The sequence below is a fragment of the Niveibacterium terrae genome (assembly GCF_048213115.1).
GTDB lineage: Bacteria > Pseudomonadota > Gammaproteobacteria > Burkholderiales > Rhodocyclaceae > Niveibacterium > Niveibacterium terrae.
Window position 1 is genome coordinate 1,350,527 of sequence record NZ_CP172404.1, and the last position, 20,277, is coordinate 1,370,803.

16 protein-coding genes are annotated in these 20,277 nt (G+C 62.4%); 14 read left to right on the forward strand and 2 right to left on the reverse strand.

Translation table 11 applies throughout. The features are described from left to right. The 14 genes from ACHFB9_RS06085 (at position 1) to ACHFB9_RS06150 (ending at position 17,317) form a co-directional block, all read left to right on the forward strand. Positions 1-1,212, forward strand: coding sequence for a glycosyltransferase (locus ACHFB9_RS06085; protein WP_417070249.1), 1,212 nt, complete (start codon positions 1-3; stop codon positions 1,210-1,212). Continuing rightward, positions 1,205-3,910 carry an oligosaccharide flippase family protein gene (locus tag ACHFB9_RS06090; RefSeq protein WP_417070251.1) on the forward strand — a complete coding sequence of 902 codons (2,706 nt, stop codon included), beginning with the start codon at positions 1,205-1,207 and terminating at the stop codon, positions 3,908-3,910. Before ACHFB9_RS06085 ends, ACHFB9_RS06090 begins: the two co-directional genes overlap by 8 nt. Next, positions 3,907-5,088 (forward strand): glycosyltransferase family 4 protein, encoded by a 1,182-nt coding sequence (locus ACHFB9_RS06095; RefSeq protein WP_417070253.1) that lies wholly within the window; start codon positions 3,907-3,909, stop codon positions 5,086-5,088. The genes ACHFB9_RS06090 and ACHFB9_RS06095 overlap by 4 nt, the downstream gene beginning before the upstream one ends. After that, positions 5,066-6,187, forward strand: a complete 1,122-nt coding sequence (locus tag ACHFB9_RS06100) for a glycoside hydrolase family 99-like domain-containing protein (protein ID WP_417070255.1) — start codon at positions 5,066-5,068, stop codon at positions 6,185-6,187. The genes ACHFB9_RS06095 and ACHFB9_RS06100 overlap by 23 nt, the downstream gene beginning before the upstream one ends. Continuing rightward, positions 6,184-7,329, forward strand: a complete 1,146-nt coding sequence (locus ACHFB9_RS06105) for a DUF1972 domain-containing protein (RefSeq protein ID WP_417070257.1) — start codon at positions 6,184-6,186, stop codon at positions 7,327-7,329. Before ACHFB9_RS06100 ends, ACHFB9_RS06105 begins: the two co-directional genes overlap by 4 nt. Positions 7,330-7,380: 51 nt before the next feature. After that, positions 7,381-8,826, forward strand: a complete 1,446-nt coding sequence (locus ACHFB9_RS06110) for a phosphomannomutase (RefSeq protein ID WP_417070259.1) — start codon at positions 7,381-7,383, stop codon at positions 8,824-8,826. Positions 8,827-8,960: 134 nt separating this feature from the next. Continuing rightward, a complete protein-coding gene (rfbB, locus tag ACHFB9_RS06115; protein WP_417070261.1) occupies positions 8,961-10,031 on the forward strand; it encodes a dTDP-glucose 4,6-dehydratase in 1,071 nt (356 codons plus the stop codon). Positions 10,032-10,034: 3 nt separating this feature from the next. Then, positions 10,035-11,285 carry an acyltransferase family protein gene (locus ACHFB9_RS06120; RefSeq protein WP_417070263.1) on the forward strand — a complete coding sequence of 417 codons (1,251 nt, stop codon included), beginning with the start codon at positions 10,035-10,037 and terminating at the stop codon, positions 11,283-11,285. Positions 11,286-11,297: 12 nt separating this feature from the next. After that, positions 11,298-12,188 (forward strand): dTDP-4-dehydrorhamnose reductase, encoded by an 891-nt coding sequence (rfbD, locus tag ACHFB9_RS06125; protein ID WP_417070265.1) that lies wholly within the window; start codon positions 11,298-11,300, stop codon positions 12,186-12,188. Positions 12,189-12,262: 74 nt separating this feature from the next. After that, on the forward strand, positions 12,263-13,147 hold the full coding sequence (gene rfbA, locus ACHFB9_RS06130; protein WP_417070267.1) for a glucose-1-phosphate thymidylyltransferase RfbA: 885 nt from the start codon (positions 12,263-12,265) through the stop codon (positions 13,145-13,147). Next, positions 13,147-13,698 carry a dTDP-4-dehydrorhamnose 3,5-epimerase gene (rfbC, locus tag ACHFB9_RS06135; protein WP_417070269.1) on the forward strand — a complete coding sequence of 184 codons (552 nt, stop codon included), beginning with the start codon at positions 13,147-13,149 and terminating at the stop codon, positions 13,696-13,698. Before rfbA ends, rfbC begins: the two co-directional genes overlap by 1 nt. A 33-nt stretch (positions 13,699-13,731) precedes the next feature. Further along, the gene (locus tag ACHFB9_RS06140) at positions 13,732-14,835 is read left to right on the forward strand and encodes a sugar phosphate nucleotidyltransferase (RefSeq protein ID WP_417070271.1); all 1,104 of its coding nucleotides are present in this window, start codon (positions 13,732-13,734) and stop codon (positions 14,833-14,835) included. Between the two features lie 4 nt (positions 14,836-14,839). Beyond that, complete coding sequence (gene galE, locus ACHFB9_RS06145) at positions 14,840-15,856, forward strand: UDP-glucose 4-epimerase GalE (RefSeq protein ID WP_417070273.1); 1,017 nt, start codon at positions 14,840-14,842, stop codon at positions 15,854-15,856. 27 nt (positions 15,857-15,883) lie between these two features. Next, positions 15,884-17,317 carry a mannose-1-phosphate guanylyltransferase/mannose-6-phosphate isomerase gene (locus ACHFB9_RS06150; RefSeq protein WP_417070275.1) on the forward strand — a complete coding sequence of 478 codons (1,434 nt, stop codon included), beginning with the start codon at positions 15,884-15,886 and terminating at the stop codon, positions 17,315-17,317. 101 nt (positions 17,318-17,418) lie between these two features. On the opposite strand, the gene secF is transcribed toward ACHFB9_RS06150, so the two are convergent. Both secF and secD read right to left on the reverse strand, forming a co-directional pair. After that, the gene (gene secF, locus ACHFB9_RS06155) at positions 17,419-18,357 is read right to left on the reverse strand and encodes a protein translocase subunit SecF (RefSeq protein ID WP_417070276.1); all 939 of its coding nucleotides are present in this window, start codon (positions 18,355-18,357) and stop codon (positions 17,419-17,421) included. Between the two features lie 52 nt (positions 18,358-18,409). Then, positions 18,410-20,254, reverse strand: coding sequence for a protein translocase subunit SecD (gene secD, locus ACHFB9_RS06160; RefSeq protein ID WP_417070278.1), 1,845 nt, complete (start codon positions 20,252-20,254; stop codon positions 18,410-18,412). Positions 20,255-20,277: the final 23 nt, after the last annotated feature.

Consider the following 20,277-nt stretch of genomic DNA (forward strand, 5'->3'; position numbering starts at 1 on the left):
ATGAGACTGCTTCTTATCTCTCCGTTCCCCTACGGAAAGACCTCGGGTCAGGGGGGCGCAACAATTTGCTTCAATGCCCTGTCCGAACTCGCGAAAGACCATCAAGTGACGGTGCTGTGTTTCAGCTCGGGCAGCGACAGCGATTGTGCTGCCGAGCAGGAGATGAGGTCGGTCGCCTCCCGGGTCCTGACCGTCCCTCTGCGGGTCGGAAAGCTCCTGGTGCTCAGGGCCAAATTGCTGAGTTCTCTCGGGTTCGGGCCGGAGCAGGCCTACTATTTTGGTTCTCCTCGTTTCTCATCGGCTCTGGAAAGGCAGCTTCAGCAGCTCCAGCCCGATCTCGTGATCTGTCAGTTCCCGCAGATGGCGCAGTTCCTGCCGAAGATGCACGGTTTTCCCGTCATTCAGGATGTCCAGGATGCCTTCTCCGTCTCGTGGTATCGCCGCTATCGCGCCGCTCGGGGCTGGGCCTCTCGGTGGTACGCCAGGCGGCAATGGTTGAACTGGATTGATTACGAGAGTCGATATTACCCACAGGCCAGCCAGTGCTGGACGCTCAGCGATCAGGACCGATTCGGTCTGACGGCATTCATCCCGGGACTCAAAACCGTGACGGTCGGTTTGCCACTGGTTCAGGACGTTGAGAAGAGCGCCGCGAGAGCCGAACGGCCGGTTGTGGGCTTCCTGGCTTCCTTCGGCCATATGCCCAATGTCGAGGGGCTGAGCTTTCTGCTCGAATGCATCGCTCCCGGGCTCAGCCGGGAGATTCCCGGACTCGAGTTCCTGATTGCGGGAAGGAATCCCCCTGAAGCGCTGGTCCGCGCAGCTCCGGCGAATGTCCGCTTCATCGGATTTGTCGATTCGCTTGCGGATTTCTATGCGCAGTGCACGGTCGTCGTCGCGCCGCTTCTGTCCGGGGGCGGGGTCAAGATCAAGGTTGCGGAGGCGCTGAGCTATGGAAAGGCGGTTGTCACTACCAGCGTCGGCGCGGAGGGAATGGAGCTTGAGGATGGGGTTCATGCCGCGATTTCGGACGTTCCTGGAGAGATGATTCAACGCCTCGCGGCCCTGCTTCGCTCTCCTGAGGCGAGAAAGAAGCTGGAGAGCGGGGCTCTGCTCCTCGCGCAAAGCGAGTTTTCCCGTTCAGCGTGGCGGCAGAAGTGCGGTGATTTGCTGAAAGGGCTGGGGCCTGATGCAAGTGGGGCGCATGTCTGAACACAGCCGATTCGCTTCCGGTGTTCTCTGGTCCTACATTCAGGCCTGGGTGGCCAGAGGCATCACCACAGCCAGCTTTCTGATCATCGGCCTGTTCATCGGCCCTCATGAGTTCGGCTTGTTCTCCCTGGTCGCCGCTCTGCTGATGTTCACGGAGATGGTTTGCGAGCAGTCCTTGTCGCAGGCGGTGGTTCAGATCGAGAAACTCAATGAGCCGCAGATGAATGCGGCCTTCTTTTCGGCGCTGTTGGCGGGCGTGGCGATTTCGTCGGGACTTTTCCTGGGCTCGGAATTCCTGGCGCTCTGTTTCAAAGCGGATTCGCTGACGCCTCTGCTGAAGGTTTCGGCATTGTGTCCTTTGCTGATCGCCGTTGCGGCGGTGCCGACCGGGCTGCTGAAACGGGACCTGCGCTTCAAATGCCTTGCCCAGCGCACATTCCTGGCCAGCGGCTTGTCATCGGTCATCGGGATCGCTCTGGTTGTGCTGGGTTTTGGTGCTTTGGGGCTCGTTGTTCAGGCTGTTTTTTACTATGCGATCAGTGCCGGCGTGCTATGGAAAAACTGTTCATGGCGGCCCGGGGCTCGCCTTCCCTCTCTTCAGGAGGGAGCGAAGGTGCTGCGTCAGTCCGCGGCAAACCTCAGCAACAAACTGCTCGATTTCTCTGAAACCCGCGGTGTCGAAATGCTGGTGGGGGCCGTGGCAGGGGTTCAGGCGCTTGGGCTTTTTGCCTTCGCAAACAAGATTGCCCAGACGGCTTTTCAGGTTTTTTCGTCTCCGATTCTCGACGTGATATTTTCCGGTGTCGCGCGCAATGGGCGCGGAGAGGCGGAAGAAACTCTCCGATTCGGGCAGCTGGTCATCGCGACATTTCCGGCTGCGGCCTTGTTTGGTTTGGCCTGTGCGGGTCCGGATCTGCTGTCGGCGGTGTACGGAACCCGCTGGCAGGGGGCCGCCTATCCTCTTTCCGTGCTGTGTGCGGCGTTTCTCCTGCGCTCGTTTCTGTATGTGTTCGGAACCACCTTGCTTGCGCTGCGGGCATCCATCCCGGCGGTGATCATTGCCGCAGTGCGTACATCGGTTGCTGTCGGGGTTGCTGCTCTTGCTCTGCACTCCGGTCTGGGGGCGCCGGGGGCTGCCTGGGGCTATCTTGCCGGTGCCGTGCTTGTGGCTCCGGTCTCTTCGTTTTTCATTTTCAAAGTTACCCAGATGTCGTTGAAGACCTTGCTCCGTATTCCGCTCAAGGTAATGCTGGTGGCTGGCCTGTCGGCCGTCCTGTTCCTGCTCCTGAGAAAAAGCGGCCCCGATGCTCCGTGGTTCGGGCTGTTTTGCTCAGCGCTGAGTACGCTGGTGTTCCTGCTCGGCGTGATGATGCTGAACGCTGGCGTTCTGGCCCAGTCCCTCCGCCATGCCGCAGTGGGCGAGCGGGTTTCCCGGCTGCTCAGACCCGTCCATGTTTGCGCAGTCCGGATGCTTGATCTGCGCGAACGCATGCGCCTTTGCTGGTTCTTTGGCCTGATCCGCTTTTCGGTATTCTGCGGAAAGTGTCTTGCCAGGAAGATAGCGAGAACAAAGATCCTGATAGTTCCTGGGGATACGATGGAATTGTCCGGATCTCTGGGAGATCAGGTTCTGATGCTTGGCCTGAAATCCATGATCCAGTGGGACTGCGCCGTAGTGGTGGTTGACGAGCGATGCAGTTCAGAACACAGGTTTCTGAAGTTTCGTTGTCTGCACGCCTGGTCAGGGATTTTGGCTGGCTGGAAGCTGGGGCGTGAAGCCGCTGCATGCCAATCGCTTTTCGTCATCGGCGCCGATGTGATGGACGGCTATTACTCTCCTGGGGTGAGCCGCCAACGCATCATGCTGGCCAATGCCTTTTCCCGTGCGGGAGTCAGTTGTTCCATCATGGGGTTCAGCTTCAACGAAAGACCGCATTCCGATGTGATTCGTGAATTTCGTTGCCTTCCTCCGGATGTGCGTATCTGCTTGAGGGATCCTGTTTCCCTCGAACGGTTTGAAAGGATCGTCGGCCGCTCTGGCGTTTTGGTTGCCGATCTCGCCTTCCTGGCCGAGGAAGCGGGAGGTGCTGATGTGGCCAGGCGGGTAGCTCTGTGGGCCGAATCCCAGCGTCGCGAAGACCGGAAGCTTCTCGGTGTGAATGTCAATCCCCAGGTGGTGGCCCATTTGCCTTGTGGCACGGAGGAGGGGATCGCCGACAGTGTGGCGAAGTGCTGCAAGCGATTGCTCGGGGAGAAGGTCAGTGTCGTTCTCATTCCTCACGATTTTCGTCCTGGCTGCGCCGACCTGCGGGTCATGGAAATGGTATGGAGAAGCCTGGAGCAAGACGCAGATGGGCATGCGCTGTTGCTGTCCGACCCTTTCTCCGGCCAGGAGATCAAGTCCGCGTGTCGTAGCCTCGATCTTGTCCTCAGTGCGCGCATGCATCTGGCGATTGGCGCGTTGTCCGTTTCAACTCCGGTGTGTGGAATTCAGTATCAGGGCAAATTCGAGGGTTTGTTCCGGCATTTCAATCTGGGGAATGATGTATTCATTTCTCCGGAGGATGCGATGGAATCTGTTCGCTTGCATGCGTTCATTGTGGGATGTCTGAACAGATGCGATGTTTTGCGCAAACAGGTGGACGACCGCTTGCCCGAGGTTCGGAAGCTGGCCGCCCTCAATCGGGGTGAGGCATGATTGACGATCGCGCAGCGAAGAACATCCTGATCGTTCACCAGTCCGCCGAACTCTACGGGTCCGACAGGGTGCTCATCCAGCTGGCGGAAGGGTTGAACGCCAGGGAGGAGTTTCATCCCATTGTGGTCTTGCCCGAGTCCGGCCCTCTGCTGATCGAATTGCGGAGAATCGGGGTCGAGGTTCATGTCGCCGAAGTGGCCAAGCTGAGCCGGGCCGCTTTCTCGCCGCGCGGTGTGCTGGGGCTGCTCGGCAAGGCGCGCAGAGGATTGAGGCAGCTTGATGCGCTCGTCGCCGGCCGCGCCATTTCGGTTGTGCATTCGAATACGATCGCGGTCCTCGCCGGTGCGCTTTGGGCGCGCTTGAGAAGGGTTCCACACGTCTGGCATGTCCACGAGATCATCCGCTCCCCCTCCCTGGTGAGGCGTCTTTTCCCGTTCCTGATTCGCCTGCTTTCCGATTTTGTCATTTCCAATTCGACGCAGACCGAAGCCTGGCTTCTCGGGGAGCAACCCCGTCTGAAGAAGCGTTCCCGTGTCGTTTTCAATGGTTTGCCCTCTCTTGCCGAGCCGGAGCGAGGGCGCAGCGAGGTCTTCCGGGAGACGGTTGGTGCGGACGCGGACACGCTGATCGTGACGCTCGCGGGCCGGATAAACCGCTGGAAGGGGCAGTCGGTTCTGATCGAGGCAGCCGGGATCCTGTTGCGGACCGATCTGGCCTCCCGTTTGCGCTATGTGATTGTCGGCAGCGCGGCTCCCGGACTCGAAGATCTTCCCGAGCAGCTGCGCCAGCGTGCGCAAGAACTCGGGGTGGGCAATGTCGTCGTGTTTCGTCCGTTCATCGAGGATGTCTGGCCGGTCTGGTTCGGCTCGGATATCGCTGTTGTTCCTTCGATCGAGCCCGAGCCCTTCGGTATGGTGGCGATCGAAGCGATGGCGGCGGGGCTTCCGGTCGTTGCTGCTGGACATGGCGGTCTGCTCGACATCATTGAGGAGGGGGCGAGCGGATTGCTCGTGACTCCCGGCAGCGCCGAGGACCTCGCCCGCGCGATTGCCCGACTGGCACGGGATGCCAGGCTCAGACGCACTCTGGGCGAGGCCGGGCGCGAGCGTCAGAAGGAAAAGTTTTCAGCGACAAGCTATGTCGAAGGGATTGAAAATGTCTACCGCAGGTTCTGCTAGTGTTCTGTTCTCGCGTTTGCGCCGGGCCATTGTCGGGGGACTGGTATTGGGAGGGCTGGCATCATCCGGAGCCGCGCTGGGGGGGCAGTACCTGATCGGTACCTATTACTTCCCCGGGTGGACCGATCACGCCAAGGGACTCAATTTCCCCCTGCCCTGGGAGCCGATCAAGAAATATCCGGAGCGCGAACCGCTTCTCGGCTGGTACTCGGACAGTGATGGAAGAGTCCTGCGCAAGCAGATCGAATGGATGAGAAGCTACGGAATAGGATTTGTTGCGTTCGACTGGTATTGGAACGGCAAGGCTTCCTATCTCGATCAGTCAGTAAAGACCTTCAAGGCGGTCAAGATAAAAGGCCAGATGTCTTACTCGCTGCTCTGGGCCAATCATTTCCGTTTTCCCGGAAAGATGCCCGAGTACAAGGCGATGGTGGACGACTGGATCGCGAACCACTTTTCTGATCCGGATTTCCTGAAGATAGACGGCCGCCCGGTGGTTTTCGTCTTTGCGATGGATGCTTTCGCCGATGCGGCAAAGACGATAGGGGTCAGTCCCCGGGAACTCGTCGATGTGGCCGATGCGATGACCCGGGCTGCGGGATTCCCCGGTATTTACCTGGTCGGGGGGACTCCTGCGCTTGAATACTGGGTCAATGGCGTAGGTCCTTCGGCAGGATTCAAGGCCTTGTCCGCCTACAATTACCATCGCGGCTACAGTGGAACCGCCGAGTCGGCCAAACCGAATGCGGAGGGTTACGCCCAGTTCGATGCTGCCTATCAGCAGAACTGGAAGTGGATTCTCCAGAAGGCTTCACTGCCCTACATCGTCCCGATGTCCTCCGGGTGGGACAGCCGCCCCTGGAAGAACGGTGTTGCGTCAAAGCATGACGATTCGATGTCGAGTCCGGACCAATTCGAGAGCCATCTGTTGGCGGCAAAAAAAGTGATGGATGGCTATCCGGGAAAAACCCGAAAGATGGGGGTCATCTGCTGCTGGAACGAATTCGGCGAAGGCTCTTACATCGAACCAACCAAGAAGGATGGCTTCTCCTATCTGGAAAAAGTGCGCAAGGTCTTCGGCAGCGGAGCCGGGAAATGAGCAAAAGCCTGCGCATTCTGGGTATCCGCGGCGTTCCGGCCGCGCACGGCGGTTTCGAGACTTTCGCCGAGTACCTGTCGCTGTACCTTCTTGAGCAAGGTTGGCAAGTGACGGTCTATTGCCAGGAGGACGGTTCAGGCCCGATCTGGGAGGACGACTGGCTGGGCGTGCGTCGTGTCCATATCCCGGTCGCGAAGGAAGGGCCGGTCGGCACGATCTTCTTCGACTGGAAGGCGACCTGTCACGCGGCGAAGAGTCGAGATCTGTGCCTGACCCTCGGCTACAACACCGCGGCTTTCTGCGCACTGCTGCGCATCAAGGGCATCCCGAACCTGATCAACATGGACGGGATCGAATGGTCGCGGGCGAAATGGGGCCCTGTTCCGAAGACCTGGTTCTGGCTCAACGAGCGGGCCGGGTGCTGGCTCGGGAATCACCTCGTTGCCGATCACCCCGAGATCAAGAAGCATCTGGCGACACGGGTGCGGGCCGGCAAGATCACGACGATTCCGTACGGCGCCGAGCGGATCGAGGCGGCTGACGAGGCTCCGGTTCGGGCTCTGGATCTGGAACCGGGCAGATATCTGACTCTGATCGCGCGGCCCGAACCCGAAAATTCGGTGCTGGAAGCGGTGCAGGGCTTCTCGAAGCGCAAGCGCGGAGTGAAGTTGGTCGTGCTCGGAAAATACTCGGAGGACAACGCGTTCCATTGCGCGGTCAAGGCGGCGGCGAGCGACGAAGTCGTATTTGTCGGCGCGATCTACGCCAAGGCGGTGGTCCAGGCTTTGCGCTTTCACAGCCTTGCCTACGTCCACGGCCATCAGGTCGGTGGCACGAACCCGTCTCTGGTCGAGGCGCTTGGCGCGGGTAATGCGGTAATTGCGCACGACAACCGCTTCAACCGCTGGGTGGCCGGCGAATCGGCGGTCTATTTCGCGGGCGCCGAGGGTTTTTCTTCAGCAATTGAAACCCTGCTCGGCGATCAGGCGAAACTGGTGGCCTTGAAGACGGCTAGCCGCGAGCGCTTTGCTGCGGCATTCACCTGGCCGGATGTGCTGGAGCAATACGAAAGTCTGCTCGCTTCCTGGCTCCCCGGCCCCGGCCACGGTACGGAGCGGGGCAGAGCCGATGCGCGGCTGTGAGATACTTGACCCATTGATGCCCTAGGCATGGCAATTCGTGGATGAATGAAGATGAGTGGAAACGGCAAGGTTTCAATTCAGGATCTGATGGCCACCAGCGGCGTTCGCTTTGGCACGAGCGGTGCGCGCGGACTCGTCGCGGACATGAACAGCGAAGTGTGTTTCGCGTACACGGCGGCATTCCTCGACGCGGTCAAGGCCAAAGACACTGCGATCGCGCTGGCGATGGATTACCGGCCCAGCAGTCCGGCGATCTCGGCGGCTTGCGGTGCGGCGATCGAGCGTGCCGGGCTCAGCTTCGATTTCTGCGGTGCGATTCCGACTCCGGCGCTGGCCTTCTATGCACAGGAATCGGGCCTGCCCGGCATCATGGTGACCGGTAGCCACATCCCCTTCGATCGCAACGGGATCAAGTTCTACCGCATCGAAGGCGAGATCACGAAGACGGACGAGGCGGTGATCAGCGCCGAAGTCGTCGAAGTGCCGGCCGAGGGCCAGACGGTCGAGCTGCCGGCCGCGAATGCAAAAGCTTTCGACGCTTACGTTGCACGCTATGTCGATTTCTTTGGCCCCGGTGCGCTCTCTGGCATGAAGCTCGGTTTCTATGAGCATTCGAGCGTGTCGCGCGAGGCGATTCACGCGATCCTGAAAGGGCTGGGCGCCGAAGTGATCTCGCTGGGGCGCACCGAAGAGTTCGTGCCGATCGACACCGAAGCGGTGGCCGACGTCGATATCGAGCGCGCGCACGCCTGGGCGGCCGAGCATCACTTCGATGCGATCCTGTCGACCGATGGCGATGGCGACCGGCCTTTGCTCGGCGACGAGAAGGGCGACTGGTTCCGCGGCGACATCGTCGGCATCCTGTGTGCGCGCTACCTCGCCGCGCAGGGGGTCGTGACAACGGTCAGTTCGAACAGCGCGGTCGAGAAGTGCGGCGCATTCTCCCGGCTCGCCCTGACGAAGATCGGCTCGCCCTATGTGATCGAGGGGATAGAAGGCCTGATCGCGGAGGGCGTCGCGCCGGTGGTCGGCTTTGAGCCGAACGGCGGTTTCCTGGTCGGCTCGAAAGTGGTCCGCAATGGCCGGACCCTCGCGCCTCTGGTCACCCGCGATGCGATCCTGCCGATGCTGTGCCTGCTCTGCGCGGCGCGCGAGCAGCGCATCAAGGTCTCGGAACTGGCCAGGGACTTGCCGGCACGCTTCACCGCGAGCGACCGGCTGCAGTCCTTTCCGACCGAGGCGAGCCGCAAGATCATCGCCGAGTTCGCAGCATCCCGGGACGCGATAGACCGCCTGCTCGATGGCTTGGCCGGACAGGCGCTGAGTCAGGACCAGACCGACGGGCTGCGCATCTCGCTGGCCGGAGATGAGATCGTCCATTTCCGCCCTTCGGGCAATGCGCCCGAGCTGCGCTGTTACGCGGAGGCGGCGAGCGCCGAGCGCGCGAAGGAGCTGGTGCGCGAGAGTCTGGAGCGGCTCAAAGCGAAGCTGGCCTGACAGGCCGGATCGGTAAGTGTGGATTGCTGCGTTGTATTCAGCGCAGCGATCCTCGAAAATGACGCCCGGGGCATGAACGCCTCTTTGGTGTGAACGTGGCCGGGGCATTTCCCCGTTATCAGCAGGAATCTTCAATGACCATTCTCGTGACCGGCGGCGCCGGCTTCATCGGCGGTAACTTCGTTCTGGACTGGATAGAGGCGACGGGCGAGCCGGTCGTCACCCTCGACAAGCTGACCTATGCGGGCAACCTCGAGACCTTGAAATCCCTCGCCGGCGATGTGCGCCACACTTTCGTGCAGGGCGACATCTGCGACCGGGAGTTGGTCGACCAACTGCTCGCGACGCACCAGCCGCGCGCGATCGTCCATTTCGCGGCCGAATCGCACGTCGACCGTTCGATCCACGGGCCGGGCGAATTCATCCGCACCAACGTCGAAGGCACGTTCACTCTGCTCGAAGCGGCGCGCGGCTATTGGTCTTCGCTGGAAGGCGAGGCGAAGGCCTCTTTCCGCTTCCACCACGTCTCGACCGACGAGGTCTATGGCTCGCTGGGGCCCAACGATGCGCCGTTCACCGAGACCAACACCTACGAGCCGAACAGCCCTTACTCGGCGAGCAAGGCTTCGTCCGATCACCTGGTCCGCGCCTGGTTCCACACTTACGGTTTGCCGGTCACGACCAGCAACTGTTCGAACAACTACGGGCCTTACCACTTCCCCGAGAAGCTGATCCCGCTCGTGATCGCGAACGCGCTGGCCGGAAAGCCCTTGCCGATCTACGGTGACGGTCAGCAGATCCGCGACTGGCTCTATGTGACCGACCACTGCAGCGCGATCCGGACCATCCTCGCCAAGGGCAAGCCGGGCGAGGTCTACAACGTCGGCGGCTGGAACGAGAAACCCAACCTCGAGATCGTCCAGACGATCTGTTCGCTGCTCGACGAACTCAAACCCAGCGCCGAGGGCAAATACGCGCGGCTGATCACCTATGTGACCGACCGCCCGGGTCACGATCGCCGCTATGCGATCGACGCGAGCAAGATCGAGCGCGAACTCGGCTGGCGTCCGGCCGAAACCTTTGAAACCGGCATCCGCAAGACGGTCCAGTGGTATCTGGACAACCAGGCCTGGGTCCAGAACGTGCTGAGCGGCGCCTACCGTGACTGGGTTGCGAAGAACTACGAAGACCGCAAGGCGATCTGAGGGATGAGTGATGTTCCCTTCCTGCTGATGATGGCGGTGGGCGTCTTTGCGCTCGCGCTGATCGCGGCGGAGGGTGTGCTGCGCTGGGTGCCCGCTGCCCGGGGCGCCCAGACGGCTCTGCTGCCGGGGCGTCAGCTCAGCCTCGATGGCCTGAGGGGCTTCCTGGCCATTGCGGTCTTCTGTCATCACGCGGCGATCACCTGGTTTTTCCTGCTCAACGGGAAGTGGGTGCTCCCGCCGTCGAGGTGGCTCGCCCATGCCGGGAGCAGCTCGGTGGCGCTGTTCTTCATGGTCACAGCTTTTCTCTTCTGGGGACGGGTGCTCGACAAAGGCAACCGGCTCGCCTGGACCGAGCTCTATCTGGCGCGTCTGGCACGTCTGCTGCCGCTCTATGTGTTCGCGCTGCTGGCCATGCTGGTTCTGTGTTTTGAACTGAGCGGCGGGCGGCTTCAGCTTCCGCTTCTCGTTCTGGCCGGACAGCTCGGGCACTGGATGCTTTTCACGCTGATCCAAGCTCCGGAGCTGAACGCCGTCGCCGCAAGTACCCAGATGCTGGCGGGCGTGGTCTGGTCGCTGCGCTATGAGTGGATGTTCTATCTCGCTCTGCCCGTGCTCGCGTTGCTGACCGGAGCCTGGCGCGCCTTGGGCGCCGCGGTCTTCGGGGGCGGAGTGCTGGCTCTGCTGCTGTGGGCGGGCAACCCGGCGACTTTCGCCGATTGGAGCCGTCTGCTCTGCTTCGTGGGCGGCATCATCGCGGCCTGGTGGGTGAGGCGGCCGGCCTTGCGTGCCTTGGCCCGCGGGCCGGTGGCCGCGGTGTTTGCGCTGCTGGCGCTGGGAGGCGAAATCGCCTTCTTCGATTCTCCGTTTGCGACTGTGCCGCTGTTGGGGCTCAGTGTCTTTTTTGTCGTTGTCGCGTCGGGCAACGAATTGTTCGGACTTCTGCGTTTGCGTGCCGCGGTGTGGCTAGGCGAGATCAGCTACAGCGTTTATCTGCTCCATGGCCTGCTGTTGTGGCTCGTCTTCCGCCATCCGCGGATGGCGCCGATCTGGCAACAGGTTTCGCTGCTCACTTATTGCAGCACGGTACTCGGTCTGGCGATGCTTCTGGTGGCCTTTGCGTCGATGACCTGCATAAGGATTGAATGGCCGGGTATCCGTCTGGGCCGATCCGCCTGCCTCGCCTGGCGGATCCGAAGGGGGGGCAGCCTGGCCGCTGAAATGCCGGCGGAGCGATCCGCGGCGACGACTGATTGAACAGGAAAATTCATGCGTATTCTGTTGTTGGGCAAGGGTGGGCAAGTCGGCTGGGAGCTGCAACGCGCGCTCGCGCCGCTCGGTGAAGTGGTCGCGGTCGATTTCGATAGCACGGATCTGTGCGGCGATTTCACGAACCTCGAAGGCCTCGCCGCGACGGTTCGCACCGTGCGCCCGGACGTGATCGTCAATGCCGCGGCCCACACGGCCGTCGATCGCGCCGAGAGCGAGCCTGAGCTCGCGCGGACGATCAATGCGCTCGCTCCTGCCGTGCTGGCGCGCGAGGCCGCGGCGCTGGGCGCCTGGCTGATCCATTACTCGACCGACTATGTGTTCGACGGTTCGGGCGAAGCCCCCCGCAGCGAGAGCGACCCGACCGGTCCGCTCAGCGTCTATGGCGCGACCAAGCTCGAAGGCGAGCAGCTGATCGCCGCGAGTGGAGCGAAGCACCTGATCTTCCGGACGAGCTGGGTCTATGCGGCGCGCGGCGGCAATTTCGCAAAGACGATGCTCAAGCTCGCGCGCGAGCGCGTACGCCTGACCGTCATCGACGATCAGATTGGTGCGCCGACCGGCGCGGACTTGCTCGCCGACGTGACCGCCCATGCGATCCGCGTGGTCCTGAGCCGGCCCGAGCTGGGTGGTCTCTATCACCTGGTGGCCGGCGGCGAGACGCACTGGCACGGCTATGCGAGCTTCGTGATCGACTTTGCGCGCCGCGCCGGCGAAGTGCTGGCGGTCACCGAGATCGCGCCGGTTCCGACCGCGAATTTCCCGACTCCGGCGAAGCGGCCGCACAATTCCCGGCTGTCGACGGCGAAGCTGCAGCAGGCCTTCGGCCTTCGCCTGCCGGACTGGCAGTGCGGCGTCGAGCGGATGCTGACCGAGGTGTTGGGCAAGTGAGTCGGTAGGAGGGGGCGGCAATCGGCCGCGAGATCAAAACAAGCGGCTACGAGCCGCAAAGAGAAGGAGCAGCAATGGCTCAGCGCAAAGGCATCATCCTCGCCGGAGGTTCCGGCACCCGGCTGCACCCGGCGACGCTCGCGATCAGCAAGCAGCTGATCCCGGTCTATGACAAACCGATGATCTACTATCCGCTCTCGACGCTGCTGCTGGCCGGCATCCGCGAGATCCTGATCATCTCGACCCCGCAGGACACGCCGCGCTTCCAGCAGCTGCTCGGCGACGGCCATCAGTGGGGAATCGAGCTCAGCTATGCGGTTCAGCCCAGTCCGGACGGCCTGGCCCAGGCCTTCATCATCGGCGAGGACTTCGTTGGCGATTCGCCCTCCGCGCTGGTCCTCGGGGACAACATTTTTTATGGTCACGACCTGCAGAGGCGGCTCAGCGATGCCGATGCAAGCCAAGGCGGAGCGACGGTTTTCGCGTATCCGGTCACGGATCCGGAACGCTACGGGGTTGTCGAGTTCAACGATGCGGGGCATGCGATCAGCCTCGAAGAGAAGCCCGTCCAGCCCAAGAGCCGTTATGCGGTGACCGGGCTCTATTTCTACGATCAGCAGGTCGTCGGGTTCGCGAAAGCCCTGAAGCCCTCGAAGCGCGGCGAGCTGGAGATCACCGACCTGAACCGGGTCTATCTGGAGCGCGGCGAGCTCGATGTCCAGGTTCTGGGCCGTGGCAATGCCTGGCTCGATACCGGCACCCACGATTCGCTGCTCGATGCGAGCCAGTTCATCCAGACCCTGGAACTGCGCCAGGGCCTGAAGATCAGCTGTCCCGAAGAGATCGTCTGGCGCCAGAAGTGGATCGACGATGCGCAACTGAAGGCGCTGGCCCAGCCGCTCGCGAAGAGCGGCTATGGGAAGTATTTGAACCGAATTCTTGAAGATAAGGTGTTCTGATGAAAGTGATTCAAACGGCACTGCCCGAAGTGCTGATCCTCGAACCCAAGGTTTTTGGCGATGCGCGCGGTTTCTTCATGGAGAGCTTCAATGCGAAGACTTTCCGCGAAGCGACCGGACTCGACGTCGAGTTCGTCCAGGACAATCAGTCCCGCTCCACGCGCGGCGTGCTGCGCGGCGTTCATTACCAGAACCCGAATCCGCAGGGCAAGCTCGTGCGCGCGACCCAGGGCGCGGTTTTCGACGTTGCGGTCGATCTGCGTGCATCCTCTCCGAATTTCGGAAAATGGGTCGGTGTCGAACTGACCGGTGAGAACCACCGCCAGCTCTGGGTCCCGGCCGGCTTCGGTCACGGTTTCCTGGTCCTTTCCGAAACCGCGGACTTCCTCTACAAGACCACCGACTACTACGCGCCCGAGAACGAGCACTGCATCTGCTGGAATGATCCGGCTCTGGCGATCGCCTGGCCCCTGGACGGAATTGAACCGAAGATCTCGGCCAAGGATGCCCAGGGAAAGGCGCTTGCCGAAGCGAAGGTTTTCGCAGACTGAGTCCTTCCGATAAAAAGAAAAGAGGGTGCGCGTATGGCCAAGGGAATGATCCTCGCCGCAGGGCAGGGGACACGGGTTCGCCCGCTGACCAAGAACATGCCGAAGCCGATGATTCCGATTCTCGGCAAACCGGTCATGGAATACCTGATCGAACATCTGGCCCGCTACGGCGTGCGCGAGATCATGATCAACGTCGCGTTCAACCACTACAAGATCGAGAACTACTTCGGCGATGGGCGTCGTTTCGGCGTCGAGCTGGGTTACTCGTTCGAGGGCGGGCGCGAATACGGTGACATCGTTCCGAAGTCGGTCGGTTCGGCCGGCGGCATGAAGAAGATCCAGGACTTCGGCGGCTTCTTCGACGATACGACGATCGTGCTGTGCGGCGATGCGCTGATCGATCTCGATATCGGCATGGCACTGCACGAGCACCGCAGCAAGGGCGCTCTGGCGAGCCTGATCGCGCTCGATGTGCCGCGCGCCGACGTGCAGAACTACGGCATCGTCGTGCCCGACAAGGACGGGAAGGTCCTCTCCTTCCAGGAGAAGCCCAAACCCGCGGAGGCCAAGTCGACGCTCGCCTCGACCGGCATCTACATCTTCGAGCCTGAGGTTCTGGATCTGATCCCGTCGAACAAGACTTTCGACATCGGCTCCGATCTCTTCCCGCTGCTGGTCGAGAAGAAGCTGCCCTTCTATGCGCAGAAGCGTTTCTTCAACTGGATCGATATCGGTCGGGTCACCGACTACTGGTCGGTGCTGCAGCGCGTGTTGAGGGGCGAAGTCGCCGAGATGGACATGCCTGGCCGCGAAATCCGCCCGGGCGTCTGGGTTGGTTTGAACACTTCGATCGCCTGGGATCAGGTCAAGATCAGCGGTCCGGTCTATATCGGCTCGAATGCGCGGATCGAGCCTGGGGCCACGATCGTCGGGCCGGCCTGGATCGGTCACGGCTGCCACATCCGCGCGGGAGCCCGGGTGACCCGCAGCATCGTGTTCGAATACACGCGCATCGCTGAAGGCATGAATTTCAATGAAGTGGTGCTGTCTCCGCAGTACTGCGTCGACCGCAACGGCGACACGGTCTATGTCGGCGATGACCGCAGCGAGCTCCGCTGGGGCGACTCAAGAGGTTGATCCGATGAATATTTTTGTGACCGGAGGAGCCGGCTATCTCGGCTCCCACACCTGCCTTGAACTGCTCAAGGCGGGGCACGACGTGACCGTCTATGACAATTTCAGCAACAGCCACCCTGAGGCTCTGGCCCGGGTCGCGCGGCTCGCAGGCCGCGCGGCGAGGCTCGTCCGCGGCGACATCCGCGACGGCGCGGCGCTGACCGCGGCGCTGCGGGCGAGTGGCGCCGAGGCAGTGATCCACTTCGCCGGTCTCAAGGCGGTCGGCGAATCGGTCGAAAAGCCGCTCTTCTACTACGACAACAACGTCGTCGGCACCGTACGCCTGCTCGAAGCGATGACGGAGGTGGGCGTCAAGTCTCTGGTCTTCAGCTCGTCGGCGACCGTCTACGGCGACCCTCAGCACCTGCCGCTGACCGAGGATCATCCGCTGTCGGCGACCAACCCCTATGGTCGGACCAAGCTCGTCATCGAGGACATGCTGCGCGATTTCCACCGCAGCGCGCCGGATTGGCGGATCGCGATCCTGCGCTATTTCAACCCGGTCGGCGCGCACGAGAGCGGCCTGATTGGCGAGGATCCGCAAGGCATTCCGAACAATCTTCTGCCTTTCGTGGCCCAGGTCGCGGTCGGTCGTCGCGAATTCCTGAACGTGTTCGGTGACGATTACCCGACGCCTGACGGTACCGGCGTGCGCGACTACATCCACGTCGTCGATCTGGCACTGGGGCATCTGCGTGCGCTGGAGCGTCTGGCTGCGCACGAAGGCCTGTTCGCGGTCAACCTCGGGACCGGAACCGGTTACAGCGTTCTGGACATGGTTCATGCCTTCGAGCGCGCCTGCGGCCACCCGATAGCCTACAGGATTGCCCCGCGTCGCGCCGGCGATGTCGCGGCCTGCTATGCGGCGCCGGACACTGCGCGCGCGCTGCTGGGTTGGCAGGCCGAGCGCGGCCTCGACGCGATGTGCGCCGACACCTGGCGCTGGCAGCAAGCCAATCCCAAGGGTTATGCAGGCAGCTGAGCTATCTCCCCCGAGAAAAGGCAAAAGATGAGTATCCAAGTCGTCATCCTGTCCGGCGGATCCGGAACCCGCCTGTGGCCTGCCTCGCGCGAGCAGTACCCGAAACAGCTGCTGCAGCTGGCCGGCGCCGACACGATGCTGCAGGCGACCGCGACGCGGCTCGCGGGCGCCGCGCTCGAGATCGCCCCCGAGGTGCTGGTCGTCTCGAACGAGGAATACCGCTTCGTGATCGCCGAGCAACTGCGGCAGATCGGTCAGAAGGGCCGCATCGTGCTGGAGCCCGCCGGGCGCAACACGGCCCCGGCGCTGACGCTGGCGGCTCTAGCCGCGACGGCGAAGGGCGAGGATCCGGTGCTGCTGGTGATGCCGGCCGATCATGTGATCCGCGACGTGAAGGCCTTCCAGGCCGCGATCGCGATCGGCGCGGAAGAGGCCCAGGCGGGCTCGTTCGTGACCTTCGGCATCGTGCCCGACCGGCCCGAGACCGGCTACGGCTACATCCGCACCGGAGCGAAGCGGGAAGGCTCTTCGGCGCTCGAACTTGCCGCCTTCGTCGAAAAGCCCGACGCGGCGAGGGCTGCACAGTATGTCGCCAGCGGCGAATACCTGTGGAACAGCGGCATCTTCGCGTTCCGGGCGAGCCGCTGGCTGGCCGCGATCGAACACTTCAAGCCGGCGATTGCCGCGGCCTGCCGCGCGGCGGCGGCGGGTGCCCAGGACGACGGGGACTTCATCCGCGTCGCCCAGGATCCGTTCCTGAAGAGCCCGTCCGACTCGATCGACTATGCGGTGATGGAGCATCTGGCCGCCTCGCCCGAGATCGGCTGCGGCGTCGTCGTGCCGCTCGCCGCGGGCTGGTCGGATGTCGGCGCCTGGGATGCGCTGTGGCAGGTGTCCGAGCAGGACGCAGAGGGCAATGCGACGCATGGCGACGTGCTGCTCGAAGACTGTACGGACAGCTTCATCCTCGCCGAATCGCGCCTCGTCGCCGGCATCGGGCTCAAGGACATCGTAGTCGTCGAGACGCCCGATGCAGTGATGGTCGCGCACAGGGATCACACCCAGGACGTCAAGAAGATCGTGACCCGGCTCAAGGCCGACGGGCGGGACGAAGCGACGAAGCACCGCAAGGTGTTCCGGCCCTGGGGCTGGTACGACTCGATCGACATGGGTGAGCGCTTCCAGGTCAAGCGCATCGTCGTCAATCCGGGGGCGAAGCTGAGCCTGCAGATGCACCACCACCGCGCCGAGCACTGGGTCGTCGTCCGCGGCACCGCCGAGATCACCAACGGCGACAAAGTGATGCTGCTCTCCGAGAATCAGTCGACCTATATCCCTCTGGGTACGACGCACCGCCTGGCCAATCCGGGCAAGCTCCCGCTTGAGCTGATCGAGGTGCAGTCCGGCTCCTATCTGGGCGAGGACGACATCGTCCGCTTTGAGGACACCTACGGACGCTGATGCCGGCACCGCTTCAGTCCAGCTGGATGTGAAAACGGCCCGGTTTCCCGGGCCGTTCTGCTTTCCGGGATCGGGTCTTCTGACCCGATCCAAAATGATACTCAGACCACCGCTTCCTGCTTCTCGCGCGGTTTGACGATGAACTGTTCGCGCTTGACGCCGAGCCACATCGCCAGAGGAGAGGCGACCAGCACCGACGAGTAGATACCGAACAGGATGCCGATCGTCATCGCGAGTGCGAAGTAGTGCAGGGTCTGGCCACCGAAGATCAGCATCGACAGGATCATCATCTCGGTCGAACCGTGAGTGATGATGGTCCGCGAGATCGTGCTGGTGATCGCGTGGTTGATCACTTCATGGACGGCCAGGCCGCGCATCCGGCTGTTGCGGAAAGTCTCGCGGACCCGGTCGAAGACGATGACCGACTCGTTGACCGAATAGCTCAGCACGGCCAGAACCGCAGCCAGCACCGGCAGCGAGAATTCCCACTGGAAGAACGCGAAGAAGCCCAGGATGATCACGACGTCGTGCAGGTTCGCGATGATCGCGCTGACCGCGAGCCGCCATTCGAAGCGGATCGACAGGTAGATCACGATGCCGACGACGACCAGCAGCAGGGCCAGCGAACCGTCGGATGCAAGTTCCTTGCCGACCTGCGGACCGACGAATTCGACGCGGCGCAGTTCGGCCTTGGGGCCGGAGATCTTGGCCAGGGCAGTCATGACCTTGTTCGAGATCTGCGCGCTGGTGCCCTGACCGTGGTTGGGCAGGCGGATCATCACGTCGCGCGCGCTGCCAAAGTTCTGGACCTGAACGTCGGTGAAGCCGGCCTGCGTCAGCCCGGTCCGGATCGGTTCGAGCTGAGGGGCCGTCGCGTAATTGACTTCCATCAGCGTGCCGCCGGTGAACTCGACCGAGAAGTTCAGCCCACGGGTCGCCAGGAAGAAGACGGCGGCGATGAAGGTGATCAGCGAAATGACGTTGAAGACCAACGCATGACGCATGAAGGGGATGTCTTTCCGGATACGGAAGAATTCCATTTTTTGCCTCGTGAGGGTTAGGTGGAGGGGCGCTCGCGCGCCCCCTGCCACATCACGCCTGGGGTTTCCAGATCTGACCGATCGCGAGCTTTTCGAGCTTGCGGCGGCGGCCGTAGATGAAGTTGGTGAGCATCCGGGAGACCAGAACCGAACTGAACATCGAAGTGATGATGCCCAGACAGTGGACGACCGCGAAGCCACGGATCGGGCCGGAACCGAAGATCAACAGAGCGATACCGGCGATCAGCGTGGTCACGTTCGAGTCCAGAATCGTGCTGAACGCGTGGTCATAGCCCGCGGTGATCGCCGCCTGAGGCGATGCGCCGTTGCGCAGCTCTTCACGAATACGCTCGTTGATCAGCACGTTCGAGTCGATCGCCATGCCCAGCGTGAAGGCGATCGCCGCGATGCCGGGCAGCGTCAGCGTTGCCTGCAGCAGCGAAAGCAGTGCGAGCAGCAGCATCAAGTTGGCCGCCAGAGCGGTCACCGAAATCGCGCCGAACACCATGTAGTAGAGCAGCATGAACACCGCGATCGCCGAGAAGCCCCACAGAGTCGAGTGGAAGCCCTTCTTGATGTTGTCGGCACCCAGGCTCGGGCCGATCGTGCGTTCTTCGACGATGTCCATAGGCGCGGCGAGCGAACCCGAGCGGATCAGGATCGCCAACCCGTTCGCTTCTTCCGGCGAGAACTGACCGGAGATCTGGAAACGGTTCGAGAACTCGCCCTGGATCGTCGCGACCGAGATCGCTTCGCCCTTGCCGCGCTCGAACAGGATGATTGCCATCCGCTTGCCGATGTTCTCGCGGGTCACGTCGCGCATGATTCGGCCGCCGGCGGCGTCCAGATCGACCGAGACGATCGAGCCATGGCTCTGCTGATCCTGTCCTTGTGAGGCTCCGTTGAAGCGGTCCCCGGTCAGCACGATCTGCTTTTTGACCACGACCGGGATCACCTGGTCGCCACGGCGTTCCGGGAAGGTGTCGGTGCCTGCGCCGCCACCGGCCTGGGTCGCGGTCTCGTCAACCATCCGCACTTCCAGAGTTGCGGTGCGGCCGATCAAGTCCTTGGCTTTCGCGACGTCCTGCACGCCCGGCAGCTGGACGACGATGCGGTCGGCGCCCTGTTGCTGGACCACCGGTTCGGCGACGCCCAGTTCGTTGATCCGGTTGTGCAGCGTCGTGATGTTCTGTTTGACCGCGTCTTCCTGGATCTTCTGCTTCGCGACCTGGGTCAGCGTGCCGACCAGAAGCAGTTCGTCGCCTTCGGCCTTCTCGGTCAGGATCAGATCGGGAACGCGGTCGCGGATGATCTCGCGGGCACGGTTGCGCACGTCGGCATCGTGGAAGCGGACGACGAGGTTTTCACCGTCGCGGCTGACGCCGCCGTGGCGAACGCCCTTGTCGCGCAGCTGGCTGCGCAGGTCACCGGTCGTCGAATCCAGGCGCTTCGTGATCGCGCCCTTCATGTCGACCTGGAGCAGGAAATGCACGCCGCCGCGCAGGTCCAGGCCCAGATACATCGGCAGTGCGTGCACCGAGGTGAGCCAGGTCGGGCTGGCCGACAGCAGGTTCAGCGCGATCGTGTAGGCGGGATCTTTCGGATCGGGGTTGAAAGCGTGTTCGAGCGCGTCCTTGGCCTTGAGCTGGGCTTCGCCAGTAGCGAGGCGCACGCGCACGGTGTTGGTGTCGAAATAGGCCTGGTCGTAGCTGACGCCGGCCTGTTTCAGGGCCTGTTCAGCTTTGGCGACGATGGCGGGGTCGAGCTTGACGGTGGCCTTGGCGCTGGAGACTTGAACGGCGGGGACTTCACCGTAGAAGTTCGGCAGCGTGTAGATCACGCCGAGGAAGAGCACCACCAGGATCAGGAGATTCTTCCAGAGGGGATAGCGGTTCATGTTGGAAAGAGCTGCGTGAAGCG